This window comes from Clostridium sp. CM038 (assembly GCF_055081105.1).
Map to the genome: position 1 here is coordinate 3,725,171 of NZ_CM143651.1, position 26,555 is coordinate 3,751,725.

General features: G+C 34.5%; 36 protein-coding genes. All 36 read right to left on the minus strand.

Translation table 11 applies throughout. From position 1 onward, the window contains the following. Positions 1–6 precede the first annotated feature (6 nt). Positions 7–375: a 30S ribosomal protein S13 gene (gene rpsM / locus ACWJKS_RS17055; RefSeq protein ID WP_216302373.1), complete on the minus strand. Its 369-nt coding sequence runs from the start codon at positions 373–375 to the stop codon at positions 7–9. A gap of 129 nt (positions 376–504) precedes the next feature. Next, complete coding sequence (gene rpmJ / locus ACWJKS_RS17060) at positions 505–618, minus strand: 50S ribosomal protein L36 (protein ID WP_021122033.1); 114 nt, start codon at positions 616–618, stop codon at positions 505–507. 15 nt (positions 619–633) lie between these two features. Continuing rightward, the gene (gene infA, locus ACWJKS_RS17065) at positions 634–852 is read right to left on the minus strand and encodes a translation initiation factor IF-1 (protein ID WP_125002904.1); all 219 of its coding nucleotides are present in this window, start codon (positions 850–852) and stop codon (positions 634–636) included. Between the two features lie 7 nt (positions 853–859). After that, on the minus strand, positions 860–1,141 hold the full coding sequence (locus tag ACWJKS_RS17070; RefSeq protein ID WP_216302372.1) for a KOW domain-containing RNA-binding protein: 282 nt from the start codon (positions 1,139–1,141) through the stop codon (positions 860–862). A 14-nt stretch (positions 1,142–1,155) separates the two neighbouring features. Further along, positions 1,156–1,902 (minus strand): type I methionyl aminopeptidase, encoded by a 747-nt coding sequence (map, locus tag ACWJKS_RS17075; RefSeq protein ID WP_216302371.1) that lies wholly within the window; start codon positions 1,900–1,902, stop codon positions 1,156–1,158. Next, complete coding sequence (locus ACWJKS_RS17080; RefSeq protein WP_216302370.1) at positions 1,899–2,552, minus strand: adenylate kinase; 654 nt, start codon at positions 2,550–2,552, stop codon at positions 1,899–1,901. Before ACWJKS_RS17080 ends, map begins: the two co-directional genes overlap by 4 nt. 22 nt (positions 2,553–2,574) lie before the next feature. Beyond that, complete coding sequence (gene secY / locus ACWJKS_RS17085) at positions 2,575–3,855, minus strand: preprotein translocase subunit SecY (RefSeq protein WP_462960091.1); 1,281 nt, start codon at positions 3,853–3,855, stop codon at positions 2,575–2,577. Next, the gene (rplO, locus tag ACWJKS_RS17090) at positions 3,856–4,296 is read right to left on the minus strand and encodes a 50S ribosomal protein L15 (protein ID WP_165414254.1); all 441 of its coding nucleotides are present in this window, start codon (positions 4,294–4,296) and stop codon (positions 3,856–3,858) included. Positions 4,297–4,314: 18 nt separating this feature from the next. Then, on the minus strand, positions 4,315–4,494 hold the full coding sequence (gene rpmD / locus ACWJKS_RS17095; RefSeq protein WP_216302368.1) for a 50S ribosomal protein L30: 180 nt from the start codon (positions 4,492–4,494) through the stop codon (positions 4,315–4,317). A gap of 12 nt (positions 4,495–4,506) precedes the next feature. After that, on the minus strand, positions 4,507–5,004 hold the full coding sequence (gene rpsE, locus ACWJKS_RS17100) for a 30S ribosomal protein S5 (protein ID WP_165414252.1): 498 nt from the start codon (positions 5,002–5,004) through the stop codon (positions 4,507–4,509). Positions 5,005–5,021: 17 nt separating this feature from the next. After that, positions 5,022–5,384 carry a 50S ribosomal protein L18 gene (gene rplR / locus ACWJKS_RS17105; RefSeq protein ID WP_165414251.1) on the minus strand — a complete coding sequence of 121 codons (363 nt, stop codon included), beginning with the start codon at positions 5,382–5,384 and terminating at the stop codon, positions 5,022–5,024. A gap of 20 nt (positions 5,385–5,404) precedes the next feature. Continuing rightward, positions 5,405–5,944 (minus strand): 50S ribosomal protein L6, encoded by a 540-nt coding sequence (gene rplF / locus ACWJKS_RS17110; protein WP_216302367.1) that lies wholly within the window; start codon positions 5,942–5,944, stop codon positions 5,405–5,407. Between the two features lie 201 nt (positions 5,945–6,145). Beyond that, a complete protein-coding gene (gene rpsH, locus ACWJKS_RS17115) occupies positions 6,146–6,544 on the minus strand; it encodes a 30S ribosomal protein S8 (protein WP_165414249.1) in 399 nt (132 codons plus the stop codon). A 32-nt stretch (positions 6,545–6,576) separates the two neighbouring features. Next, on the minus strand, positions 6,577–6,762 hold the full coding sequence (locus tag ACWJKS_RS17120; RefSeq protein WP_165414248.1) for a type Z 30S ribosomal protein S14: 186 nt from the start codon (positions 6,760–6,762) through the stop codon (positions 6,577–6,579). 15 nt (positions 6,763–6,777) lie between these two features. Further along, positions 6,778–7,320, minus strand: a complete 543-nt coding sequence (gene rplE / locus ACWJKS_RS17125; protein ID WP_165414247.1) for a 50S ribosomal protein L5 — start codon at positions 7,318–7,320, stop codon at positions 6,778–6,780. Between the two features lie 22 nt (positions 7,321–7,342). Next, positions 7,343–7,666: a 50S ribosomal protein L24 gene (rplX, locus tag ACWJKS_RS17130; RefSeq protein WP_216302366.1), complete on the minus strand. Its 324-nt coding sequence runs from the start codon at positions 7,664–7,666 to the stop codon at positions 7,343–7,345. A 17-nt stretch (positions 7,667–7,683) separates the two neighbouring features. Further along, the gene (gene rplN / locus ACWJKS_RS17135; RefSeq protein ID WP_165414246.1) at positions 7,684–8,052 is read right to left on the minus strand and encodes a 50S ribosomal protein L14; all 369 of its coding nucleotides are present in this window, start codon (positions 8,050–8,052) and stop codon (positions 7,684–7,686) included. Positions 8,053–8,088: 36 nt separating this feature from the next. Next, a complete protein-coding gene (gene rpsQ, locus ACWJKS_RS17140) occupies positions 8,089–8,343 on the minus strand; it encodes a 30S ribosomal protein S17 (RefSeq protein WP_165414245.1) in 255 nt (84 codons plus the stop codon). A gap of 21 nt (positions 8,344–8,364) precedes the next feature. Continuing rightward, positions 8,365–8,577 (minus strand): 50S ribosomal protein L29, encoded by a 213-nt coding sequence (gene rpmC, locus ACWJKS_RS17145; RefSeq protein WP_165414244.1) that lies wholly within the window; start codon positions 8,575–8,577, stop codon positions 8,365–8,367. Further along, positions 8,567–9,010 carry a 50S ribosomal protein L16 gene (gene rplP / locus ACWJKS_RS17150; RefSeq protein ID WP_165414243.1) on the minus strand — a complete coding sequence of 148 codons (444 nt, stop codon included), beginning with the start codon at positions 9,008–9,010 and terminating at the stop codon, positions 8,567–8,569. The genes rpmC and rplP overlap by 11 nt, the downstream gene beginning before the upstream one ends. A gap of 25 nt (positions 9,011–9,035) precedes the next feature. Beyond that, positions 9,036–9,701: a 30S ribosomal protein S3 gene (gene rpsC, locus ACWJKS_RS17155; protein ID WP_216302365.1), complete on the minus strand. Its 666-nt coding sequence runs from the start codon at positions 9,699–9,701 to the stop codon at positions 9,036–9,038. 16 nt (positions 9,702–9,717) lie between these two features. Continuing rightward, positions 9,718–10,053, minus strand: coding sequence for a 50S ribosomal protein L22 (rplV, locus tag ACWJKS_RS17160; RefSeq protein WP_165414241.1), 336 nt, complete (start codon positions 10,051–10,053; stop codon positions 9,718–9,720). A 20-nt stretch (positions 10,054–10,073) separates the two neighbouring features. Next, positions 10,074–10,355 carry a 30S ribosomal protein S19 gene (gene rpsS, locus ACWJKS_RS17165; protein ID WP_165414240.1) on the minus strand — a complete coding sequence of 94 codons (282 nt, stop codon included), beginning with the start codon at positions 10,353–10,355 and terminating at the stop codon, positions 10,074–10,076. A 63-nt stretch (positions 10,356–10,418) separates the two neighbouring features. Further along, on the minus strand, positions 10,419–11,252 hold the full coding sequence (gene rplB / locus ACWJKS_RS17170) for a 50S ribosomal protein L2 (RefSeq protein WP_165414239.1): 834 nt from the start codon (positions 11,250–11,252) through the stop codon (positions 10,419–10,421). Positions 11,253–11,308: 56 nt separating this feature from the next. Further along, positions 11,309–11,602, minus strand: coding sequence for a 50S ribosomal protein L23 (rplW, locus tag ACWJKS_RS17175; RefSeq protein WP_165414238.1), 294 nt, complete (start codon positions 11,600–11,602; stop codon positions 11,309–11,311). Continuing rightward, positions 11,602–12,222 carry a 50S ribosomal protein L4 gene (gene rplD, locus ACWJKS_RS17180; RefSeq protein ID WP_216302364.1) on the minus strand — a complete coding sequence of 207 codons (621 nt, stop codon included), beginning with the start codon at positions 12,220–12,222 and terminating at the stop codon, positions 11,602–11,604. Before rplD ends, rplW begins: the two co-directional genes overlap by 1 nt. A gap of 23 nt (positions 12,223–12,245) precedes the next feature. Further along, the gene (gene rplC, locus ACWJKS_RS17185) at positions 12,246–12,875 is read right to left on the minus strand and encodes a 50S ribosomal protein L3 (protein ID WP_165414236.1); all 630 of its coding nucleotides are present in this window, start codon (positions 12,873–12,875) and stop codon (positions 12,246–12,248) included. 119 nt (positions 12,876–12,994) lie between these two features. Continuing rightward, a complete protein-coding gene (gene rpsJ / locus ACWJKS_RS17190; RefSeq protein ID WP_071614633.1) occupies positions 12,995–13,303 on the minus strand; it encodes a 30S ribosomal protein S10 in 309 nt (102 codons plus the stop codon). A gap of 409 nt (positions 13,304–13,712) precedes the next feature. Then, complete coding sequence (tuf, locus tag ACWJKS_RS17195) at positions 13,713–14,906, minus strand: elongation factor Tu (RefSeq protein WP_216302359.1); 1,194 nt, start codon at positions 14,904–14,906, stop codon at positions 13,713–13,715. Between the two features lie 45 nt (positions 14,907–14,951). After that, positions 14,952–17,015 carry an elongation factor G gene (gene fusA / locus ACWJKS_RS17200; protein WP_216302363.1) on the minus strand — a complete coding sequence of 688 codons (2,064 nt, stop codon included), beginning with the start codon at positions 17,013–17,015 and terminating at the stop codon, positions 14,952–14,954. 74 nt (positions 17,016–17,089) lie between these two features. Then, positions 17,090–17,560, minus strand: coding sequence for a 30S ribosomal protein S7 (gene rpsG / locus ACWJKS_RS17205; RefSeq protein WP_165414408.1), 471 nt, complete (start codon positions 17,558–17,560; stop codon positions 17,090–17,092). Between the two features lie 143 nt (positions 17,561–17,703). Continuing rightward, positions 17,704–18,084, minus strand: coding sequence for a 30S ribosomal protein S12 (gene rpsL, locus ACWJKS_RS17210; RefSeq protein ID WP_165414407.1), 381 nt, complete (start codon positions 18,082–18,084; stop codon positions 17,704–17,706). A gap of 117 nt (positions 18,085–18,201) precedes the next feature. After that, positions 18,202–18,444 (minus strand): ribosomal L7Ae/L30e/S12e/Gadd45 family protein, encoded by a 243-nt coding sequence (locus tag ACWJKS_RS17215; RefSeq protein ID WP_165414406.1) that lies wholly within the window; start codon positions 18,442–18,444, stop codon positions 18,202–18,204. Positions 18,445–18,565: 121 nt separating this feature from the next. After that, on the minus strand, positions 18,566–22,099 hold the full coding sequence (gene rpoC / locus ACWJKS_RS17220) for a DNA-directed RNA polymerase subunit beta' (protein WP_216302362.1): 3,534 nt from the start codon (positions 22,097–22,099) through the stop codon (positions 18,566–18,568). A gap of 20 nt (positions 22,100–22,119) precedes the next feature. Continuing rightward, positions 22,120–25,833: a DNA-directed RNA polymerase subunit beta gene (gene rpoB, locus ACWJKS_RS17225; RefSeq protein ID WP_165414404.1), complete on the minus strand. Its 3,714-nt coding sequence runs from the start codon at positions 25,831–25,833 to the stop codon at positions 22,120–22,122. Positions 25,834–26,092: 259 nt separating this feature from the next. Then, positions 26,093–26,452 (minus strand): 50S ribosomal protein L7/L12, encoded by a 360-nt coding sequence (gene rplL, locus ACWJKS_RS17230; RefSeq protein WP_165414403.1) that lies wholly within the window; start codon positions 26,450–26,452, stop codon positions 26,093–26,095. Positions 26,453–26,555: the final 103 nt, after the last annotated feature.

Sequence of the window (26,555 nt, forward strand, 5' to 3'; positions counted from 1 at the left end):
TCCTTACTATTTCTTCTTACCCGCCATTGTTTTCTTAGGGCCTTTTCTTGTTCTAGCATTAGTTTTAGTTTTTTGTCCTCTTACTGGAAGACCTTTTCTATGTCTTATTCCTCTATAACATCCAACTTCCATTAACCTTTTTATATCTAGTGCAACTCTTCTTCTTAAGTCACCTTCAATAATAAAGTTCTTAGTGATGTATGTTCTTAATTCATTAACTTCTTCTTCAGTTAAGTCCTTAACTCTTGTGTCAGGATTTACTCCTGTTGTTTTAAGGATTCCCTGTGATTTAGTTAAACCAATACCAAATATATATGTTAAACCTATTTCAATTCTTTTTTCCCTTGGTAGGTCAATACCTGCTATTCTTGCCATTTACTGTTTACACCTCCCACGTAATTGTTGTTATAATTTATCACATCTATAATTAAAAACGATATGATAAACATTTATTAATATATTAGCTTTGATATTTAATTCAATATCATTTGTAAATAAAACCGATTAACCTTGCTTTTGTTTATGTTTAGGATTTTCACAGATAACCATTACTCTTCCTTTTCTCTTTATAACCTTACATTTTTCACACATAGGTTTAACTGATGGCCTTACTTTCATAGCTAACCCTCCTTATTACTTGTCTCTCCAAGTTATTCTCCCACGAGTCAAATCATATGGGGAAAGTTCTACTGTAACCTTGTCTCCTGGTAATATTCTTATGAAATTCATTCTTAACTTTCCTGAAATATGAGCTAATATTTTATGCCCACTCTCAAGCTCAACTTGAAATATTGCATTGGGCAAAGTTTCTAATACCACACCTTGCATTTCAATTATATCATCTTTTGACATAAGGTAATTAAACCTCCTTACCAATATCTGCAGACTGCAAAAATATTTTAATTTTAGAATTAGTAACCTCTTTATTAGATAAAATTATATCTCTAATTTCCTCAGCTACTGTGTGAGTAAATTTTAGATGTTTAACCTTCTTTTTCTTAGGCTTCTCAATCTTTCTTAACTCTCCATCAGAAATATACACATATTCGTTATTTAGTATTCCTACCACAATAAAATTTCTATGCATATCCCTTCCCGCTTTAGAATGTACTACCTTACCTATAAGGCTATTTTTCTCCAAATCATTCACCTCTATTAGTTCAAAGTTAATATTTCAGGACCATTTTTTAAAATAGCAACAGTATTTTCATAATGTGCAGATAAACTGCCATCTCGCGTTACTACCGTCCACTTATTAGACTTTACTTTGACATAATGCTTTCCTATATTTATCATAGGTTCAATTGCAAGTACCATACCATGAACTAACTTAGGTCCTCTATTTGGAACACCATAATTAGGAATTTCTGGTTCCTCATGCATTGACTTACCAATTCCATGACCTACAAAATCCCTAACCACAGAATATCTATGGCCTTCAGCATAACACTGAATTTGCGCAGATATATCTGATAATCTATTACCGATTATAGCTTTTTCAACACCCTTAAAGAAACTGTTTTTAGTGACCTCAATGAGCATTGTAGCTTCATTGGATACTTTTCCTACTGGAAAAGTTCTAGCAGCATCTCCATGATAGCCATTTAATATGGCACCACAATCTATGCTAATTATGTCTCCTTCAAGTAAAATACGGTTAGATGGAATCCCATGAACCACTTCATCATTAACAGATGTACATATGGAAGCTGGAAATCCACAATAACCCTTAAAAGATGGTTTAGCACCTTGTTTTACTATGAACTCTTCAGCTAATTTATCCAGTTCTGCAGTGGTTATTCCAGGTTTTATTACCTGTTCAATTATTACAAGAGCTTCTGAAACCACTTTACCCGCACTTCTCATGTATTGAATTTCCATATCACTTTTTATGTTTATCATTTTTTTATTTCTTCTAAGATACCACAGATACTTTCAAACACGCTGTTAATTTCTAGCGTCCCATCAACTACTGATAGTAAGTTTTTATCATCATAGTACTTTATCAATGGTTGTGTTTGAGCCTCATATATGTCTATCCGTTCATTAACGGTTTCTTCAGTGTCATCAGCTCTTTGTACAATATCACTTCCACACAAATTACATTTTCCGTCCACTTTCGGCGGATTGAATGTAATATGATAGCTAGCACCGCATGTAAGACAAACCCTTCTACCAGTCATTCTACCTAGAATAAATTCTCTAGGCACCTTTATTAATAACGCTGTATCAAGGGTGTTACCCTTTCCGTCTAATAAAGTTTTTAAGGCTTCACCTTGATTAACAGTTCTAGGATAGCCATCTAGTAAAAATCCATTACTACAATCTTCATTATTTAACCTATCCTTGATTATATCTATAGTCAATTCATCTGGGACTAAGTGCCCCTTATCAATATGTTTCTTAGCTTCAATTCCAAGAGGGGTTTTTTCTGAAATATTCTTCCTGAATATGTCCCCTGTTGATATATGTGGTATGGAAAATTTATTACTTATGGATTTTGCTTGCGTTCCTTTTCCGGCTCCCGGAGGACCTAACAAGATTATTCTCATAGTATCATCTCCTGGTAATAATTTATTTAAGGAATCCTTGGTAATGCCGCATTACTAATTGTGATTCAAGTTGTCTTAAAGTCTCAAGAGCAACATTCACCATAATTAATAACATTGTACCTCCAAAATATATTCCCTTAAAGTGAGTATATCCCTCTATAAAAATAGGGAATATTGCTATAACAGCGGCAAAAGTTCCTCCCAGTATCGAAATCTTAGTCAATACCTTATCGATATAAGTTGCTGTATTCTCACCCGGTCTAATTCCTGGTATGAAACCTGATGATTTATGCATATTTTCAGCCATTTCATCTGGTTTAAATGTTACCTGAGTATAAAACCATGTAAAGAATACTATTAATACAAAATACACCAATGAATACTTCCAACTGTTTCTTTCAAATATGCTCCAAGGACTTCCTACAATGAACTTTGCAATTGAAGATGTCGGTTTAATCTGTGCTATTGTTTCTGGGAATGTCATTACTGACATTGCAAAAATTATACCGATAACTCCAGATGCAGTTACACCAATTGGAATATGAGTTGATTGTCCTTTAAAAACCTTGTTTCCAACAGCTTTTCCGGCATATTGAACTGGAATTCTTCTTTCACCTAAACTTGCTATTACTACTGCAACTAATAATGCTATAGCAACTACAATAAACATCATAACCTCTACAAAATTTACAGTGCCTGCCTTCTGAAGTTCAGCAATTTTATACACCGTTGAAGGTAATCCAGATACAATATTAATAAAAATTATTAATGAAATACCATTACCTATACCTTTACCTGTGATTTGTTCACCTATCCACACCAAAAATGTTGATGCAGTAGTCATCGTTAGTATCACTAAAAATATGGCTAAACTAGATGTATCTGAGAATGCTCCAGTACCTGCAATAACTGCATACATACCGAGGGCCTGTAAAGCACCCAGCACTATTGAAACATATCTAGTAAGATCTTGTATTCTCTTACGTCCTTCAAGCCCTTCTTTAGAAAGTTGCTCTAAATACGGGACTGCTATTACAAGTAACTGCATTATAATTGATGCGTTTATGTATGGACCAGCACCCATAGCAAAAATGCTAAATTTACTTAATGCACCACCTGACATCATATCATAAAAACTAATTAAAGTTCCACCATTACTAGTTAAGTCTACAAGTTTGCTAGCATCTACACCAGGAACAGGAATATAAATACCCATCCGCATAATTGCAACCATAAGTAGCGTGAATATCATACGCTTTTTTAAATCAGGAACTTTCCAGGCATTACGTAGGGTTGATATCATTTATATCACCTCAACTTTTCCTCCAGCTGTTTCAATTTTCTCAGCTGCTCCTTTAGAAAATCTTGATACTTTTACAGTTAATTTCTTTTCTAAATCACCATTTCCAAGTATCTTAACTCCGTCATATGCTTTTCTTATGACTCTTCTCTCTAATAGCAATTCTGTTGTAACTTCTGTACCATCTTCGAACATATTCAGTCTATCTACATTTATACAAGAATATTTTTTCGCAAAAATATTTGTGAACCCTCTTTTAGGTAATCTTCTGTATAAAGGCATCTGACCTCCTTCAAATCCTGGTCTTGTTCCTCCACCTGATCTAGAGTTTTGTCCATCTTGACCTCTTCCTGCAGTTTTTCCCCATCCTGAACCAGTACCTCTACCGATTCTCTTAGGAGATTTTTTGGAACCTTCCGCAGGTCTTAAATCTTGAAGTTTCATGTCAACACCTCCTCTTTTTTATACTTGCTCTACTTTTACTAGATATATAATTTTGTTTATCATACCTTTGATCTGAGGAGTTTCCTCGTGCTCAACACTATTTCTTATTTTTTTTAATCCTAAAGCATTAACTGTAGCTATGTGTTCTTTCTTTCTACCTATTAAGCTTTTAACCAATGTTATTTTAACTTTAGCCAAGGTTTTCCCCTCCTATCTTAAAATTTCTTCTACGGTCTTGCCTCTTAATTTAGCAACGTCTTCTACTGTTCTTAAACCTGCTAAACCTTCGATAGTAGCATTAACCACATTTCTTGCATTACTAGAGCCTAAAGATTTAGCTCTAACATCCTTTAATCCTGATAATTCTAGAACTGCTCTAACTGGACCACCAGCTAAAATTCCTGTACCTTCAGCACCTGGCATTATGTGTATAACCGAAGTACCAAACTTTCCATCAATAGTATGTGGAATAGTTGTTCCAACCATAGCTACATTTATTAAGTTCTTTTTAGCATCTTCTATTCCTTTTCTAATTGCTTCAGGAATTTCTACAGATTTACCCATTCCAACGCCAACGTGTCCGTTTTCGTCTCCAACAACAACTAGTGCGCTGAATCTGAAGTTTCTTCCACCTTTAACAACCTTAGCAACTCTGTTTATATTAACTACTTTTTCTTTAAGATCTAATGTGCTAGGATCTATTTTCATGTGTTTCCCTCCTTCTCTTAGAATTTAAGTCCAGCTTCTCTTGCTCCCTCAGCGAGAATTTGCACTCTACCGTGGTATACATATCCGCCTCTATCAAATACTACTTCTTCTATTCCTTTTTCAAGCGCTCTTTCAGCAATCATTTTTCCTACTAATTTAGCAGCATCTTTATTGCTTCCTATCTTTTGTTCAAAAGCTTTATCTACGCTTGAAGCAGAAACTAGTGTGATTCTTGCAACATCATCTATTACTTGAGCATATATGTTCTTTTCACTTCTATATACAGCTAATCTAGGTCTTTGTGCTGTACCAGAGATCTTTTTACGAACTCTAAGATGACGCTTAACTCTTGACTTTTGTCTATCTTCCTTCTTGAACACATCATTCACTCCTTCCTACTTTATTTACCTGTTTTACCTTCCTTACGTCTGACAACTTCGCCAGCATATCTAATTCCTTTTCCTTTGTAAGGTTCTGGTTTTCTCCAAGCTCTTATTGTTGCTGCAACAGCTCCAACTAATTGTTTATCAGTACCTTTTACTATAATTTTGTTAGCATCAGGTAATTCAAATTGGATTCCTGCAACTGCATCTATTTCAACTGGATGTGAATATCCAAGACTTAATGTTATTTTAGTGCCTTTTAACTGAGCTCTATAACCAACACCAACTAACTCAAGCGTTTTTTGGTATCCCTCTGTTACTCCAATAACCATATTGTTTATCAATGATCTTGTTAATCCATGAAGAGCTCTATGTTCTTTTACATCGCTTGGTCTTGTAACTACTACAGTATTATCTTCCATAGCTATATTCATTTTAGTACTCATGCTTTGAGTTAACTCACCTTTTGGTCCTTTTACATTTACAACATTCATTGGTGAAACTGCAACAGTCACTCCATTAGGTATAGCTACTGGAAGTCTTCCGATTCTCGACATACTTACACCTCCTGTATTCTTTTTAGACACATAACAATTATTAATTGCTACGTCTCGTATGTTCCTTTTAAATACTAACCAATTCTTAATTGTTTAGTCTCTATCTTACTTTAGGCACATAACAATTTTGTTTTTCCATGAATTATCTATTATTACTATGTACATAATAACTCAATACTGTTATGCATCAAAATTATTATATTACCAAATGTAACAAATAACTTCTCCGCCTAAACCTAATTTTCTAGCATCTCTATCTGCTACTAGACCTTTTGAAGTTGATATTATAGCAACTCCTAATCCGTTTAGTACCTTTGGAATATCCTCATTTTTAGAATATACTCTTAAACCTGGCTTAGATATTCTCTTAAGTCCAGTGATAACTCTTTCCTTGTTTTGACCATACTTCATTGCAAGTCTCATCATTGGAACAACGCCATCATTATACTCTTCAATGTTTTTAAGATATCCTTCTTGAAGCAATATATTTGCAATTTCCTTCTTTATAGTTGAAGAAGGTATTTCTACTATTTCATGTCTAACAACATTTGCATTTCTTATACGTGTTAGCAAATCTGCGATTGGGTCAGTCATAACCATTTTTCGTGCCTCCTTTCATTAGAATGTTCTAATTACCAACTTGCTTTTCTGCAACCAGGAATTTCTCCCTTGTGTGCAAGCTCTCTAAAACAGATACGGCATATACCAAATTTTTGTAAAACAGAATGTGGTCTTCCACAAAGTCTACATCTTGTATAAGCTCTAGTTGTAAATTTAGGTTCTTTTTTCCATTTTTCTATTAAAGCCTTACGTGCCATATGTTTCCCTCCCTATTATTGAGCAAATGGCATTCCAAGGAATCTTAATAACTCTCTTGCTTCCTCGTCTGTCTTTGCTGTAGTAACAAATATTATATCCATTCCTCTAATTTTATCAATTTTATCATAATCTATTTCAGGAAATATAAGTTGTTCTTTAATCCCTATAGCGTAATTCCCTCTTCCGTCAAATGCTTTAGAAGAAGCTCCTCTAAAATCTCTAACTCTAGGTAATGCAACGTTCATTAATTTATCTGCAAATTCGAACATTTGAGTTTTTCTTAATGTAACTTTACAACCTATTGGAGTATTTTCTCTTAACTTGAAGTTAGCTATTGACTTCTTCGCTCTTGTTATAATTGGTTTTTGACCCGCTATAATCTGCATATCGCTAAGAGCTGCATCTAAAACTTTAGAATTGTCTTTAGCTTCTCCAACTCCCATATTTAAAACAATTTTTTCAAGCTTTGGTACTTCCATTATATTTTTATAACCGAATTTTTCCATTAGCGCTTGAACTACTTCATTATCATATTTTTCTTGTAGTCTTGAACTCATATGTTAAACCTCCTTTCAGGAATTAAAATGTTTCTACACATTTCTTACAAACTCTTACTTTAGTTCCATCTTCTAGAATTTTGCTACTTATTCTTGTTACATTTTTGCATTTTGTACAATATAACATAACTTTTGAACTATTTATAGCTGCTTCTCTGTGAGTTATTCCACCTTGCATATTTTGTTTGCTTGGTTTTTGATGTTTTGTAATTACACTAACATCTTTCACTAAAACTTTACCAGTTTTAGGGTATACAGCTAAGACTTCGCTTATTTTGCCTTTGTCTTTACCTGATATAACCATTACTGTATCTTTTTTTCTTACGTGCATTTTTTTAACTGCCATGTTAGACACCTCCTATCTTATAGAACTTCAGGCGCTAATGATAAGATCTTACTGAAGTCTTTATCTCTTAACTCCCTTGCAACAGGTCCGAATATACGAGTTCCCTTTGGGGTTTTGTCGTCTTTTATGATAACAGCTGCATTATCATCAAATTTAACGTATGATCCATCCGCTCTTCTTAATCCTTTTACTGATCTAACTATAACTGCCTTAACTACTTCACCTTTTTTAACAACTCCACCTGGTGTTGCACTTTTTACGCTAGCAACTATTGTATCGCTGATGTTTCCCCATTTTCTCTTAGAACCACCTAATACTCTAATACACATAATTTCCTTTGCACCAGAATTATCCGCAACTTTTAATCTCGATTGCTGTTGTATCATATCAAATACCCTCCTTTCAGTTGTTAGACCGAAATACTATTTAGCTTTTTCAACTATTCCAGTAATTCTCCATCTTTTATCTTTAGACAATGGTCTAGTTTCCATAATTGTAACTTTATCATTGATTTTAGCTTCATTTTTTTCATCATGAGCTTTAAATTTTGTTGTTGTGTTAAGTATTTTTCCGTATAGTGGGTGACGAACTTTTGTTTCAATTGCAACAACTATTGTCTTATCCATTTTATCAGAAACTACTTTACCTGTTCTTGTTTTTCTATTATTTCTTTCCACAAGAGCAACCTCCTTTCAGTTTTACTGTTCAAAAGCTTTTATTTCTTCTTGCCTAAGAATGGTCTTAATTTGGGCTATAGATTTTTTCACTTGTTTAATTCTCATAGGGTTTTCTAGTTGCCCTGTAGCTAACTGAAATCTAAGGTTAAATAATTCTGCCTTTAGATCAGACATTTTCACTAGCAAATCTTGAGGATTACTTTGTCTTAATTCTTTTAATTCATTAGCCTTCAATGACTTCACCACCCATTTCCTCAAAATCTTTTCTAGATACAAACTTAGTTTTAATTGGAAGTTTGTGTGAAGCAAGTCTCATTGCTTCTCTAGCAGCTTCTTCTGTTACTCCTGCAATTTCAAATAAGACTCTACCTGGTTTAACAACTGCTACCCAATATTCTACTGATCCTTTACCAGATCCCATACGAGTTTCAGCCGGTTTTTCAGTTACTGGCTTATCAGGGAAGATTTTTATCCAAACCTTTCCGCCTCTTTTTACTTCTCTATTGATAGCAACTCTGGCAGCTTCTATTTGATTACTTTTAACCCAGCCACATTCCATAGCTTGTAATGCATACTCACCATATGCAATAAAGTTTCCTCTTGTAGCTTTTCCTCTCATTCTACCACGTTGAACCTTACGATGTTTAGATCTCTTAGGCATTAACATGTCTTATTCCTCCTTCCTTACACTTCTACGCTTTTATTTCTTCCTTAACGATTTTCTTTGTAGGAAGAACTTCGCCTCTATATACCCAAACTTTTACGCCAATTTTACCATATATTGTATCTGCTTCTGCAAATCCATAGTCTATATCAGCTCTCAAAGTTTGTAATGGTATTGTACCTTCATGATAGTGTTCAGTCCTAGCTATTTCTGCTCCGCCAAGTCTTCCTCCACATGAAATTTTAACACCTTTTACGCCAGATCTCATAGCTCTTTGAATTGTTTGTTTCATTGCTCTTCTAAAAGAAATTCTCTTTTCTAATTGCGAAGAAACATTTTCAGCCATTAATTGAGCGTTGTTTTCAGCTTGTTTTACTTCTACTATGTTAATTAAAACATTCTTATCTGTTATAATTTTTTTCATGTCTAACTTTATAACTTCAATTCCAGAGCCACCTCTACCAATAACCATTCCTGGTTTAGCAGTGTGTATGTTGATTTTAACTCTTTTAGCAGCTCTTTCAATTTCAATTTTAGAAATTCCAGCTGTGTAAAGTTTACTTTTTAAGAATTCTCTAATCTTAAAATCTTCAACAAGATTATCTGCAAAATTCTTTTTATCTGCATACCATTTAGAACTCCAGTCTTTTATTACACCAACCCTAAAGCCGTGTGGATGTACTTTTTGTCCCACGCTAAAACCCTCCTTCTTATGATCTTTCCGTAACTATAATAGTTATATGGCTAGATCTTTTTCTTATTCTATAAGCTCTTCCTTGTGCACGCGGTCTAAATCTCTTAAGTGTTGGACCCTGACATGCATAAGCCTTAGCAACGTATAGTCTATTGATATCTAAATTTAAATTGTTCTCTGCATTTGCTACAGCTGATTTTAGTACTTTAGTTACTACTTCAGCTGCATTTTTTGGAGTGTATTGTAATATAGCAAAAGCTTCATTTACATTTTTATCTCTTATTAAATCAAGAACAATCCCGATTTTCATTGAGGACGTTCTCACATATTTAGCTATAGCTTTAGCCTCCATGATTGTCTCCTCCTTCCACACTATTTTACTCTGCTTGTTTTTTCTCTAACAATGTGTCCTTTAAATGTTCTAGTTAAAGCAAATTCGCCTAATTTATGTCCTACCATATCTTCTAAAACATAAACTGGTACATGTTTTCTTCCATCATGTACTGCGATAGTATGCCCTATCATTTGCGGGAAAATAGTAGAACTTCTTGACCAAGTCTTTATTACTTTTTTCTCGCCATTTTTATTCATTTCGTTAATTCTGTTTAACAAAACTTCTTGTACATAAGGTCCTTTTTTAACTGATCTACTCATTTTTGTGGCCTCCCTTCATACACCGTAACCATTGTTTTAAAAAGAATTTAAATTCTCTTCAAACTATTTTCTATTTTTTCCCTTGACAATAAATTTGTCAGAGTATTTTTTGGTTTTCCTAGTTTTATATCCTAGTGCCGGTTTACCCCATGGAGTCATCGGACTAGCGTGACCTATAGGAGATTTACCTTCTCCACCACCATGTGGATGATCGCAAGGATTCATTACTGAACCTCTGACTGTAGGTCTAAACCCTAAGTGTCTTTTTCTTCCTGCTTTACCTATGTTAACAATACCATGAGTTACATTAGAAACCGTTCCTATAGTAGCTCTACAATTTACTCTAACATATCTTACTTCACCACTTGGAAGTCTTACTTGAGCATATTCTCCTTCTTTAGCCATAAGTTGCGCTGAAGAACCTGCTGATCTTACAAGTTGAGCACCTTTTCCAACCTGTAGTTCTATATTATGAATCGTAGAACCTGTTGGTATATTAATTATTGGAAGAGTATTCCCAACTTTTATATCAGAATCAGCACCGGATACAATTACATCTCCAACTTTTAATCCAACTGGAGCAATTATGTATCTTTTTTCACCATCAGAATATGCAACAAGAGCTATGTAAGCAGATCTATTTGGATCGTACTCAATTGTAGAAACTTTTGCTGGAATATTATCTTTAGTTCTCTTGAAATCTATTAGTCTGTAACTTTGTTTTGCTCCACCACCTCGGTGACGAACAGTTATTTTACCTTGATTATTTCTACCACCTGATCTTTTTGTGCTTACAAGAAGTGATTTTAATGGCTTATCTGTTGTTATTTCTGCGAAATCAGCCATAGTCATATTTCTTCTTGAAGGTGTGGTCGGTCTAAATTTCTTAATTCCCATGTGACTTTCCTCCTTCTTTCTCGCTTATCTGGCCTCTGCCAATACCTGCTTAATAATTACATTCCATCAAAAAACTCAATTGTCTTGCTTTCTGTTGTTAAAGTAACAATAGCTTTTTTGAAGTCAGCTCTTTTTCCAATGTGAACCCCAACTCTTTTAGTTTTACCTATATTTCTTAGTGTTCTTACATTTTCAACTTTAACTCCAAATACTTCTTCTACTGCTTTTTTAACTTGAGTTTTATTTGCATGAATATCAACTATAAAGGTGTATTTTTTTTCCGCCATTACAGCCATACTTTTTTCAGTAATTATCGGTTTTCTTATAATATCATGGCTAGTTAGCTTCATTATATATACACCTCCTCAATTTTAGATACAGCATCCTTTGTAACTATGAATTTTTCATACTTTAGTATGTCATAAACATTCAAATTATTTACTGGTGATACTTGTACTCCAGGTATGTTTCTTGCTGATTTATAGATATTTTCTTCTGACTTTTCAACAACTATTAAAGTTTTTTTAGCATCAAAAGCTTTTAAAACCTCTAACATTGCTTTAGTTTTTGGTGAGTCAAATTCTAAACTATCTATAACTATCATTTCATTTGAAGCTACCTTAGCTGATAAAGCTGATTTGAAAGCAACTCTTCTCATTGTCTTCGGTACAGACATACGGTAATCTCTTGGCTTTGGAGCAAATACTATACCACCATGTATCCATTGTGGTGCTCTTATAGAACCTTGTCTTGCTCTACCAGTTCCTTTTTGTCTCCAAGGCTTTATACCACCGCCTCGAACCTCAGCTCTAGTTTTAGCTGATTGAGTTCCTTGTCTTTTATTTGCAAGTTGTGCTACTACAACTTGATGCATAGCATCTGTGTTGACTTCAACTCCAAATATATTTTCATTTAGTTGAATATCTCCAACCTTTTGTCCTTCTTTACTAAATAAATCTAATGTAAGCATTCTGCATCCTCCTTTCTTTAAAGTTACGCTTTAACAGCATTTCTTATTACAACTGTGCCTTTGTTAGGTCCCGGTATACCACCTTTAACTAATATAATGTTCTTTTCAGGCATTACTTTAACTATTTCAAGGTTTATTACTGTTCTACTAACATTACCCATATGACCTGGCATACGTTTGTTTTTAAACGTTTTTGATGGATCGGAAGATGCTCCCATTGATCCAACTGCTCTATGGAATTTAGATCCATGACTCATTGGTCCTGTATGCTGATTCCATCTTTTAATACAACCTTGGAATCCTTTTCCCTTAGATATTCCTGATACGTCAATTTTATCTCCAGCAGCAAATATATCTGCCTTAAATTCTTGACCTACTTCATAAGCACTTATATCTTCCATTCTAAATTCTTTTACGAATCTTTTTAAAGATGTTCCTGCTTTAGCAAATTGTCCTTGCATTGGTTTGTTAACTAACTTTTCTCTTATGTCACCAAATCCAACTTTAATTGCATTGTAACCATCATTTTCGATAGTTTTCTTTTGAATAACAACACATGGACCTGCTTCAACAACTGTTACTGGAACAACTCTTTTATTTTCATCAAATATTTGAGTCATACCAAGTTTTTTACCCATTATTGCTTTTTTCATGAAAATACACCTCCTACTTATTAGCGGACCACATTAGTGATCATAACAGTTAGTAATATTAATTTAATGCTTACGTACAGTAATTATACTTATACGCTTAATCGCACTTATATGTACGCTTATAGTTTTATTTCGATATCAACACCAGCTGGTAAGTCTAATCTCATTAAGGCATCAACAGTTTTAGGTGATGGACTAATTATATCTATTAGTCTCTTATGAGTTCTTATTTCAAATTGTTCTCTTGAATCTTTATACTTGTGTGGAGCTCTCAACACTGTAATTACATCTTTTTCTGTAGGTAGCGGTACTGGACCAGCTACTTTAGCTCCTGTACTTTTAGCTGTTTGAACAATTTTCTCAGCTGATTGATCTAATATGTTGTGATCAAAAGCCTTTAATCTAATTCTGATTTTTTGTTTTATCATTATTATTTCCTCCTTTTCATCGCACGCTCTACTTCTTACGTGCAACAGCGGATGTTCTGTAAACTGCTCCGGGTGTTTCATGTAATAAATGCATGAAACAATCGTAGGAACCCCGTCGTCCGATTCAAGATCAGGACATGCTCGGTGAAGAATTACCCGGAAGTCCGGCAACCTCTTACCTCATCACTGTTACCACAATACAACTTCTAAAGTATACAACACTTCTTTTGCTTTGACAAGTATTTTTTCACTATTATTTCATAATTTTTATATTTGTGGTTCCTGCTTATATTTATACAAAAGTTTTATTGTATTTAAAAGGAGAAGAGCGTCCTCTTCTCCTTAATAATAAAAGCTTTTATTATTATTGAAATTCATCAATTGATGGTTATAAATACATTGTAAATTATTATTTAACTATTGAAGTAACAACTCCTGAACCTACTGTTCTTCCACCTTCTCTGATTGCGAATCTTAATCCCTCATCCATTGCTACTTGAGTGATTAGTTCAACATTCATGTCTATGTGATCTCCTGGCATTACCATTTCCATTCCGTCTGGTAATTTTATTGATCCAGTTACATCAGTTGTTCTGAAATAAAATTGTGGTCTATATCCGTCGAAGAATGGAGTATGTCTTCCGCCTTCTTCTTTTTTAAGTACATATACTTGACCTACAAATTTATCATGTGGATGTATTGAACCTGGCTTAGAAAGTACTTGACCTCTTTGAATATCTGTTCTTTGTACTCCTCTTAGTAATGCTCCGATGTTGTCTCCGGCCATTGCTTGATCTAAAAGTTTTCTGAACATTTCAACTCCTGTACATACAACTTTTCTTTTATCTTCGCTAAGTCCTACGATTTCTACTTCTTCTCCAACCTTAAGTATCCCAGCTTCAACTCTTCCTGTAGCAACTGTTCCTCTACCTGTGATTGTGAATACATCTTCTACTGGCATTAAGAATGCTTTATCTGTTGCTCTCGTTGGTGTTGGAATGTAGCTATCTACTGCTTCCATTAATTCAGCTATGCATTTTGATGCTTCTTCATCAGTTGGATTTTCTAATGCTTTTAATGCTGATCCTGTTACTACTGGAATGTCGTCACCAGGGAAGTCATACTCACTTAATAATTCTCTTACTTCCATTTCAACAAGTTCTAATAATTCTGGATCATCTACCATATCTGCTTTGTTTAAGAATACTACTATATATCCTACTCCAACTCTGCTTGCTAATAGTATATGCTCTCTTGTTTGAGGCATTGGGCCATCTGCTGCACTAACAACTAGAATTGCTCCATCCATTTGTGCTGCGCCTGTGATCATGTTCTTTACATAATCTGCATGTCCTGGGCAATCAACATGTGCATAATGTCTATTATCTGTTTCATACTCAACATGTGATGTATTTATTGTAATTCCTCTTTCTCTTTCCTCAGGTGCTTTGTCAATTTGGTCAAACCTAGATACTTCTGCTAAACCTTTAGTTGCGAGTACTGCTGTTATTGCAGCTGTTAATGTTGTCTTGCCGTGATCTACGTGCCCTATTGTTCCAATGTTTACGTGTGGTTTGCTTCTTTCAAACTTTGCCTTTGCCATTTTTTATTCCTCCTTATATTTGCATATTATCTTATATTTTGCTTGTTATTTACTTCCTATAACTTGTTCTTGAATACCCTTTGGAACTGGTTCGTATGCAGCAAATTCCATACTGTATACTCCTCTACCCTGAGTTCTTGATCTAAGCGTCGTAGCATATCCAAACATTTCTGATAATGCAACCATTGCTCTAATTACTTGAGCGCCTGATTGAGCTTCCATTCCTTCTATTCTACCTCTTCTTGAATTAATGTCTCCCATAACGTCTCCCATGTACTCTTCTGGCACTGTTACTTCGACCTTCATTATTGGTTCAAGCAAAACTGGATCTGCTTTTGCCATACCGTTCTTGAATGCCATTGAACCAGCAACCTTAAATGCCATTTCGTTTGAGTCAACATCATGGTATGATCCATCAACTACTTTAACTTTAAAGTTAAGAACTGGGTATCCACCAAGAATACCATTCTTTGATGCTTCTTTAATTCCGTTCTCAATTGGAGATATAAATTCTCTTGGAATAGATCCACCAACCGTACAATTTTCAAATGAGTAAGGTTCAGTAGTTGGTATTAACTCTATCCAACAGTGACCGTATTGTCCACGTCCACCTGATTGTTTAATGTACTTACCTTCTGCTTTAACTGCTTTTCGTATTGTTTCTTTATAAGCTACTTGTGGTTTTCCTACATTACATTCAACCTTAAATTCTCTTTGAAGTCTATCAACAATAATTTCTAGATGAAGCTCGCCCATACCACCAATTATTGTTTGACCTGTTTCTTGATCAGTATAAGTTTGAAAAGTAGGATCTTCTTCAGAAAGCTTTGCAAGAGACATACCCATTCTTTCCTGACCAGCTTTTGTTTTTGGCTCAATAGCTACATGGATAACTGGATCTGGGAAGTCCATGGTTTCAAACAATATTGGATGATCTTCATCACATAAAGTTTCTCCAGTAGTTGTGTTTTTAAGTCCAATTACTGCACCTAATTCTCCTGAACGTAATTCTTCAACTTCTTCTCTGTGATTAGCATGCATTTTAACTAGTCTACCAACTCTTTCTTTTTTACCTTTGTTAGCATTTAATACATATGTACCAGTTTTCATTACGCCTGAGTAAACTCTTGTAAACGCAAGTCTGCCAACAAAGGGATCTGTAGCTATTTTAAACGCTAATGCTGCCATTGGCTCATCATCACTTGGGTGTCTTTCCATTTCTTCACCAGTATCAACATCTTGTCCTTTGGTAGCTGGTATATCAAGTGGTGACGGCATGTATTCTATAACAGCATCTATCATCATTTGAACGCCTTTATTTTTATATGAAGAACCACAAATTACAGGTACTATTTCATTCTTAATTACACCTTTTCGTAATGCTGCTTTTAATTCTTCTTCACTTATTTCTTCACCATCAAGATATTTCATCATAAGCTCTTCATCTAGTTCAGCTATTGCTTCAACCATAGCCGATCTGTATTCTTCTGCTAACTCTTTCATATCTTCTGGAATTTCTATTTCTTCTATTTGTGTTCCTAAATCATCCCTATAGACTTCTGCAACATTTCTAACTAAATCTATAATACCTAGGAATCCTTCTTCTTTACCTATTGGAAGCTGTATTGGAACTGCATTAGCATGAAGTCTTTCTCTCATCATGTCTACAACGTGATAGAAGTCTGCACCCATTATATCCATTTTGTTAACATATGCCATTCTTGGTACCTTATATTTAGTCGCTTGTCTCCATACTGTTTCTGATTGTGGTTCTACTCCGCCTTTTGCACAGAATACAGAAACTGCACCATCAAGTACTCTTAAAGATCTTTCAACTTCAACTGTGAAATCTACGTGCCCTGGTGTATCAATGATATTTATGTTATAACCCTTCCAGAAACAAGTTGTAGCCGCAGAAGTTATTGTTATACCTCTTTCCTGTTCTTGTACCATCCAGTCCATAGTAGCTCCACCATCATGAACCTCACCAATCTTGTGTGTTTTTCCTGTATAGAATAATATACGCTCAGTTGTTGTTGTTTTACCAGCATCAATATGAGCCATAATACCTATATTACGGAATTTTTCTAAAGAATATTCTCTACCCACTATTTGCGCCTCCTGTCAACGAGTGATTTTAAATTTGACAAAACTGTCTTGGCAAAGCCAAAACAGTTTTAATATTAATACCTGTAATGAGCAAAAGCCTTGTTAGCTTCAGCCATTTTATGAATATCTTCTCTCTTCTTTACTGCTGCTCCAGTATTGTTTGCAGCTTCGAGTAATTCGTTAGCAAGTTTTTCTCTTGCATACTTCTCTCCTCTATTATCTGCAGCAATAAGCAACCATCTTAGTCCTAATGTCTGTCTTCTCTCAGGTCTAACCTCGATAGGCACTTGATAATTAGCTCCACCTATTCTTCTAGCTTTTACTTCAAGTAATGGCATAACATTATTTAATGCTTCTTCAAAAACCTCTAAAGGTTCTTTGCCTGTTTTTTCTTTGATTATGTCAAAAGCCTCATAGCATATTTTCTGTGCTACTCCTCTTTTACCATCCTCCATTACATTGTTTATTAACTTTGTAACGACTTTGCTGTTGTACATAGGATCTGGTAATACATCTCTTTTTGCAATATATCCTTTTCTCGGCACTTTACTTCCCTCCTTAACAATTTTAATTAACTCATAGGTACTCGATATCTCTACCGCAAAGTACTCTGTACTCCTGCAAATGTATGTAAATATAAATTTTCATATATATAAATGCTGAAGACATTGCACCTTAATTCAAAGCATTATTTTTTTTGCTTTGGTCTCTTAGTACCGTATTTAGATCTACTTTGTAGTCTGCCCGCAACTCCAGCAGAGTCTAATGTCCCTCTGATGACGTGGTATCTAACTCCTGGTAAATCCTTAACTTTTCCACCTCTTATAAGTACAACACTATGTTCTTGTAAATTGTGGCCTACACCTGGTATATAAGCAGTAACTTCGTATCCGTTTGTAAGTCTAACTCTTGCTACTTTTCTTAATGCTGAGTTTGGCTTTTTAGGAGTTGTTGTTTTAACTACTGTACAAACTCCTCTTTTTTGCGGACAGTTCTTCAATGCTGGTGCAGCTGATTTTGTTGCTAATGTCTTTCTGCCTTTTCTTACTAATTGATTGATAGTTGGCATGATTTCACCCCCTCATTTTTGTAAGCTGTTCTTCATTTATATCAATGCAGCGTAACATAACTAAATGGCAATGTTACCGCATGGATATATCTATATTATTTAGTTGCTAGCATTAATTTAATCTTCGAAACGCAATGCTGTTGCTGATGCAACATCTATATCACAAAGATTTCCTAATTCTTTCATTGTGTCTACAAATATTATTTGTAGGGAATTAACCTTGGCTAGTTTTAGAATAGGATCAGTAATACTACTATCAGCATCTTTGGCTATATACAAAACTTTACCCCGACTATTCTTTAACGCTTTTAGGGTTTGTTTAACTCCAACGACTTTCTGACCAACAATTTTACCTACCATTTCTAACCCCCTTCACAATTATAATCAAAAGATTTACCTAATTAAGATGCATCTACTCGATTTAAATCACACACAAGGTGTATTTTATCATTTTACTATCACCCTGTCAACTAGTTACAACCTATACTTCCAAATCATTTTCAATTTCTACCTTTTCATCATCTTCAGTATTGATTTTTATTGTTCTATATCTTGTCATTCCAGTACCCGCAGGTATCAGTTTACCAATTATTACATTTTCTTTTAATCCAAGCAATGGATCAATTTTACCCTTAATAGCCGCATCAGTAAGTACTCTTGTTGTCTCCTGGAATGATGCTGCTGACAAGAATGATTCTGTTGCAAGTGCCGCTTTAGTTATACCTAATAGAGAAATTTTCCCCTGAGCAGGTACTCCACCTTCAGCTTCAATTTTTGCATTAGCATCTTCAAAAGCAAATATATCTACTAAGTTCCCTGGAAGTAGTTCAGTATCTCCAGATTCCTCAACCTTTACTTTTCTTGTCATCTGTCTCACAACAACCTCTAAATGTTTATCATTTATATCAACACCTTGAAGTCTATAAACTTTCTGTACCTCTGACGATAAATAATTTTTAACTCCGTTAACGCCTTTTATTCTTAAAATATCGTGCGGATTAACTGAACCTTCAATTATCTCATCTCCGGCCTCAATTCTATCACCATTTGCAACTTTTAATCTTGATCCAAAAGGTATATCATAACTTAGTTCTTCCCCTGCATCACCAATTACAATGACAACTCTCTTTTTCTTAGTATCTTCCATTTTAACGCTACCGCATACATCACTTACTATTGCGAGTCCCTTTGGTTTTCTAGCTTCAAATAATTCCTCAACTCTTGGAAGACCTTGGGTTATATCTGATCCTGCTACTCCACCTGTATGGAATGTTCTCATTGTAAGTTGTGTACCCGGTTCTCCTATAGATTGAGCTGCAATTATGCCTACGGCTTCGCCAATGTTAATCTTTTGAGACGTTGCCATATTCATTCCATAACATTTAGAACAAACTCCAATTTTAGCCTTACATGTAAATACCGATCTAATCATAACTTTTTTTACACCAGACTTTTGAACTTCTTCTGCTAACTTAATATCCATATACTCATTCTTAGGAACTATTACTTTGCCTGTTTTTGGATGAATAATATCTTCAGCGGAATATCTTCCAGTCAATCTTTCAACTAACTGTTCAATTACTTCACTTCCATCACGAATTTCTGAAACTTCAAAACCTTCATCCGTTCCACAATCTTCGTGTCTTACGATAACATCCTGGCATACATCAACAAGCCTTCTTGTTAAATAACCTGAGTCAGCTGTTTTAAGTGCTGTATCTGCGTTACCTTTTCTAGCTCCATGTGTTGAAATAAAGTACTCTAATACACTTAGTCCATCTCTAAAGGATGCTCTAATAGGCAACTCAATTATCTTACCAGATGGATTAGCCATAAGGCCTCTCATACCTGCTAATTGTTTGATCTGACTCTTAGACCCTCTGGCACCTGAATCTGCCATCATGAATATCGGATTGAATTTATCCAAACTATCCATTAGTGCATTTGCCACATCTTCTGTAGTTTTAGTCCATTTTTCTATTACTCTTTGGTATCTTTCTTCCTCGGATATAAATCCTCTTCGATACATCTTCTCAATTTTTTCAACAGTTTCATCCGCATCTTTTAACAATGCTTTTTTAGCCTCTGGAACCACCATGTCAGATGTAGCAACCGTAATTGCTCCAATTGTTGAGTAATGATATCCCTTAGCCTTTATTTTGTCTAGCATCTTAGAAGTTTCTGAAGGCCCATATTTTAAGTAGCATTTATCAATAATACTACCAAGATTCTTTTTACTTACCAAGAAGTCTATCTCAAATTTCAATTCATTTCCAGGAATGCTTCTATCAATAAACCCTAAATCTTGAGGTATAGTTTCATTGAAAATTAGTTTTCCAGGTGTAGTTTCTATAATTGAAGTTATACTTACACCATCAACGGTGCCAAATAACTTAACTTTAATTTTAGCATGAATATCAATATCCTTTACTTGATAAGCCATTATTACTTCATCTGGCGATGAGAATGATCTTCCCTCACCTTTAGCACCATCTTTATCAATAGTTAAATAGTAAGCTCCTAAAACCATATCTTGAGTAGGTACGCAAACCGGTTTACCATCTGATGGTTTCATAATGTTATGTGCAGCAAGCATTAAGAACCTTGCTTCAGCTTGAGCTTCAACAGATAGAGGTACATGTACCGCCATTTGATCTCCATCAAAGTCAGCATTATAAGCCGTACATACAAGCGGATGTAGTTTAATAGCCCTACCTTCTACAAGTATAGGTTGGAAAGCTTGAATTCCTAGTCTATGAAGTGTAGGTGCACGATTTAATAGTACTGGGTGATCAGCTATTACTTCTTCAAGTACATCCCATACTTGAGGCATAACTCTCTCTACCATTCTCTTAGCACTCTTAATATTATGCGCTACTCCACTTCCAACTAGCTTTTTCATAACAAAAGGCTTAAATAATTCTAAAGCCATCTCTTTTGGAAGACCACATTGATACATTTGTAACTCTGGTCCAACAACTATAACTGAACGGCCTGAGTAATCAACACGTTTTCCAAGTAAATTTTGCCTGAATCTTCCTTGCTTTCCTTTTAACATGTCAGATAGAGATTTTAAAGGTCTGTTCCCTGGTCCCGTAACTGGCCTTCCTCTTCTTCCATTATCAATTAATGCATCTACAGCTTCTTGGAGCATTCTTTTTTCATTTCTAACAATTATATCTGGAGCACCTAAATCTAGAAGTTTTTTTAGCCTATTGTTACGGTTTATTACCCTTCTATACAAATCATTTAAATCAGATGTAGCAAATCTTCCTCCGTCTAATTGTACCATCGGTCTTAAATCAGGAGGTATAACTGGTATTACATCGATTATGATCCATTCAGGTTTGTTTTTAGATTTTCTAAATGATTCTGACACATCTAGTCTTCTTATACTTCTGATTCTTTTTTGTCCTGTACTCGTTTTTAGGTCTTCTTTTAATTCCTTAGATAATTCTTCTAAGTTTATATCTTGTAAAAGTACTTTCACAGATTCTGCACCCATACCAGCTACAAAACTATCATTTCCAAATTTATCAATAGCTTCTCTATACTCTTTTTCACTAAGGATTTGTTTTTTAAGTAGTGATGTTTCTTTTGGATCTAATACTACATAAGAAGCAAAATAAAGAATCTTTTCTAGAGATCTAGGTGACATATCTAAAATAAGTCCCATACGAGATGGTATTCCTTTAAAATACCAAATGTGAGATACTGGGGCAGCAAGTTCGATATGCCCCATTCTTTCACGTCTTACTTTAGATTTTGTAACTTCAACACCACATCTATCACAAACTATTCCCTTATATCTTACTCTCTTGTATTTTCCACAGTGACATTCCCAATCTTTAATTGGTCCAAATATTCTTTCACAAAACAACCCATCTCTTTCAGGTTTTAAAGTTCTATAGTTTATAGTCTCTGGTTTTTTTACTTCACCTTTTGACCATTCTCTGATCTGTTCCGGTGATGCTAATCCTATTTGAATAGCATCAAAATTATTAAATTCAAACAAGGGTTCATCCTCCCTTCATATTAATGTTCATCATTAAAATCATTTAATTCTAAGTCTTCACCAAATTCTTCTGCCGGTATTTCATCATAATTTATATCAATGTCCAGTTCTTCATCTTCATCGATAAGCTCAATGTACTCTTCCGTTGGTGCTTCAGGAATTATATCTTCTGATCCTTCTATGTTAACATTTAAATTTAATTCTTCCATTTCATCATCAACTGATTCCTTCAGTTTAATTTCTTCTAATTCATCAGTAAGAACTTTAACATTTAAACACAACGCTTGTAATTCCTTTATAAGAACTTTAAAGGATTCAGGCACACCAGGTTCTGGAATATTCTCGCCTTTTACTATTGCTTCATATGTTTTAACTCTTCCTACAACGTCATCGGATTTAACTGTTAAAATCTCTTGTAATGTATGAGCTGAACCATAAGCTTCTAATGCCCAAACTTCCATTTCTCCAAACCTTTGGCCACCAAACTGTGCTTTACCACCTAATGGTTGCTGAGTTACGAGAGAATATGGACCTGTAGATCTAGCATGTATTTTGTCATCTACTAAATGATGTAACTTTAAGATATACATATATCCAACAGTAACTCTGTTGTCAAATGCTTCTCCTGTTCTTCCATCATATAAATCAGTTTTTCCATCTGTATTATATCCTGCTTTTTCCAAGCACGCTTCAATTTCTTCTTCAAGCGCACCATCAAATACTGGCGTTGCAATATGCCAACCTAATTCACTAGCTGCCCATCCTAAGTGGACCTCTAATACCTGGCCTATATTCATACGAGAAGGAACACCTAGTGGATTTAAGCATATTTGAAGTGGCCTTCCATCAGGTAAAAACGGCATATCTTCTACTGGTAATACTCTAGATATAACCCCTTTATTACCATGTCTTCCTGCCATCTTATCGCCTACAGATATCTTTCTCTTTTGAGCTATATAACATCTAACTAGTTCATTTACACCTGGTGGAAGTTCATCACCATTTTCTCTAGTGAACACTTTAACGTCAACTATTATTCCAGCTTCGCCATGTGGCACTCTAAGTGATGTATCTCTTACTTCTCTTGCCTTTTCTCCAAATATTGCCCTTAATAATCTTTCCTCTGCGGTAAGTTCTGTTTCTCCCTTTGGAGTTACTTTTCCAACTAGAATATCTCCAGATCTTATCTCAGCACCTATTCTTATTATTCCGCCCTCATCTATATCTTTAAGTGCATCTTCGCCAACATTAGGAATATCCCTAGTTATTTCTTCTGGTCCAAGCTTTGTATCTCTTGCATCTGATTCATATTCTTCAATGTGCACCGATGTAAATATATCATCACGAACAAGTTCTTCAGATATTAACATCGCATCCTCATAGTTATAACCTTCCCAAGTTACAAACCCAATACGGATGTTCTTACCTAATGCTATTTCTCCAAGGTCAGTTGAAGGTCCATCTGCTAAAACAGTATTTACTTCAACTTTTTCGCCTTTATTAACTATAGGTTTTTGATTTATACACGTACCCTGATTAGATCTTTTAAACTTTAGAATTTTATAAACATCTAATCCACTATCTGAATCTCTTCTTACCTTAATTTCGTTAGCACTTACATACTCAACTGTGCCGGCGTTTTTAGCTTTCGGAAGTACACCAGAATCTACTGCAGCTCTATATTCTATTCCAGTAGCTACAATTGGCGATTGTGATTTAAGTAGTGGTACTGCTTGACGTTGCATGTTGGAACCCATTAGCGCACGACTAGCATCATCATTTTCAAGGAATGGAATCATTGCTGTAGCAACAGAAACTATCTGTCTTGGCGATATATCCATAAGATCTACTTCTTCTTTTGGAACAACCATTACTTCTTCTTTAGCTCTTACAGTTACTTTTTCATCTACAAAAGTACCATCTTCGCTAATTGGTTCACTTGCCTGTGCTACTAGATATGCATCTTCTTCATCCGCAGTCATATACACAATTTCGTTTGTAACTACTGATGTTTTCTTATCTACAATCCTATATGGTGTTTCAATAAACCCATATTCGTTAACTTTAGCGTAACTCGCAAGTGAATTAATAAGTCCTATATTGGGTCCTTCTGGAGTTTCTATAGGGCACATTCTGCCATAATGCGAGTAATGAACATCTCTAACCTCAAACCCAGCTCTCTCCCTAGAGAGACCGCCTGGTCCTAGTGCAGATAATCTTCTTTTATTTGTAAGTTCTGATAATGGATTTGTTTGGTCCATAAACTGAGAAAGTTGTGAACTTCCAAAGAATTCTTTTATAGCTGCGGCTACAGGCCTTATGTTTATAAGCGCCTGAGGCGTTATTCCTTCTTGGTCTTGGATTGTCATTCTTTCTTTGACAACTCTTTCCATTCTAGATAAACCAATTCTAAATTGATTTTGTAAAAGTTCACCTACAGATCTAATTCTTCTGTTTCCTAAATGATCAATATCATCAATATAACCGATATCGTAAGTTAGTCCTAACTCGTAGCTCACTGTAGCATACATATCATCTTTAATTATATGTTTAGGTATTAATCTAGTTTTATTAGCTTTTATTTGTTCTTTAATTGATTCTTCATCACTAAAATTATCCAATATCTCTTTTAATGTTGGATAATGGACCATTTCCCTAATATTAAGATCAGAAATATCAAAGTTAACTACTTTATTAATGTTAACAAAGTGATTTCCTATAACTCTTAACACCTTATCCTCTACTTGAAGATCTACTACATTAATTCCTAAGTTTTGAATTTCTAGAGCAACTTCTCTATCTATCTTTTGACCTTTTTCAACTATAACTTCGCCAGTTGTAGGGTTAACAATATTTTCAGCAGCAATTTTGTTTGCAATTCTGTGATTAATTGATAACTTCTTATTAAATTTATATCTACCAACTCTTGATAAATCATATCTCTTAGCATCAAAGAATAGTGAATCAATAAGAGATACCGCACTATCCACTGTAGGTGGTTCGCCTGGCCTTAATCTCTTATATATTTCTATCAAAGCTTCTTCTCTTGTTTTAGTATTATCTTTTTCTATTGTAGCTTTTAGTCTTTCTTCTTCACCTAATAATTGATGTAAGTCTAAATCGCTACCATTATCCATCATAGCTCTGGCCAAAATACTTATAGGCAGTTTTCTTGTCTTGTCAATTCTAATATATACAATTTCATTAGAATCTGTTTCATACTCGAGCCATGCTCCTCTGTTTGGGATTACCGTTGCAGAGTAAAGTTTTTTTCCAGTTTTATCAACAGAATAATTGTAATAAACCCCTGGTGATCTAACCAATTGACTTACTATAACTCTTTCTGCTCCATTTATAACAAATGTTCCTTGTGGTGTCATCAGTGGGAAGTCTCCCATAAAGACTTCTTGTTCCTTAATTTCACCTGTTTCATTATTACGCAATCTAACCTTAACTTTTAACGGTGCTGCGTAAGTTGTATCTCTTTCCTTACATTGTTCTTCAGTATACTTAATGTTATCTGTATCAAGTTTGTATCCTACAAACTCTAGAACAAGATTCCCAGTATAGTCTTGAATAGGATTTATATCGTCAAAAACCTCTTGAAGTCCTTCTTTTAAAAACCAATTATAAGAGTCTAACTGTATCTCAATTAAATTTGGCATATCAGTTACTTCACCTATTTTTGAAAAACTCATTCTTGTTCTTTTACCTAATTGGACAGGATGTACCATCAGCTTTCACCCCTTGTATAAACTAAAATAACCAAAAACACACTTTCCCCTAGGACCTTATGCTTTTGGATTCACATATTTATTATGTTATTATAACCATTTTTGTTAATTCAATTCACATTAACCAGTAATTTCTTTTTTTAACGTTAAACTACTAGCTTTAATGCATTACGCTATATTATCATAAGTATAATTCTATGTCAACATAACATTTTAAAAAAGGGCACTCTTATCTAAAAGTACCCTGTTTATGATAAAATTATTTTATTTCTGCTGCGCCGCCAACTTCTTCTATTTTAGCTTTTAATGCTTCTGCATCTTCTTTGCTTATAGCTTCTTTAATTGCCTTAGGTGCTCCATCAACTATATCTTTAGCTTCTTTTAATCCTAATCCAGTTATTTCTCTAACAACTTTAATAACTTTAATTTTGCTAGCGCCTGCACTAGTTAAAATTACGTCAAATTCAGTTTTTTCTTCAACAGCTGCTGTAGCAACTCCTGCAACTGCAACTGGTGCAGAAGCACTCACTCCAAATTCTGTTTCACACTCTTTTACTAATTCATTTAATTCTAAAACACTCATATCTTTTATAGCTTGAATAATTTCTTCTCTTGTCATTATAAATGCACCTCCGAATTTTTTTCATATAAATATTGTTTTGTACTTACCTTTTAAAAAAGGCATGATTTGAATCAATTAAAAATCGCTATGTAGTTCAGCT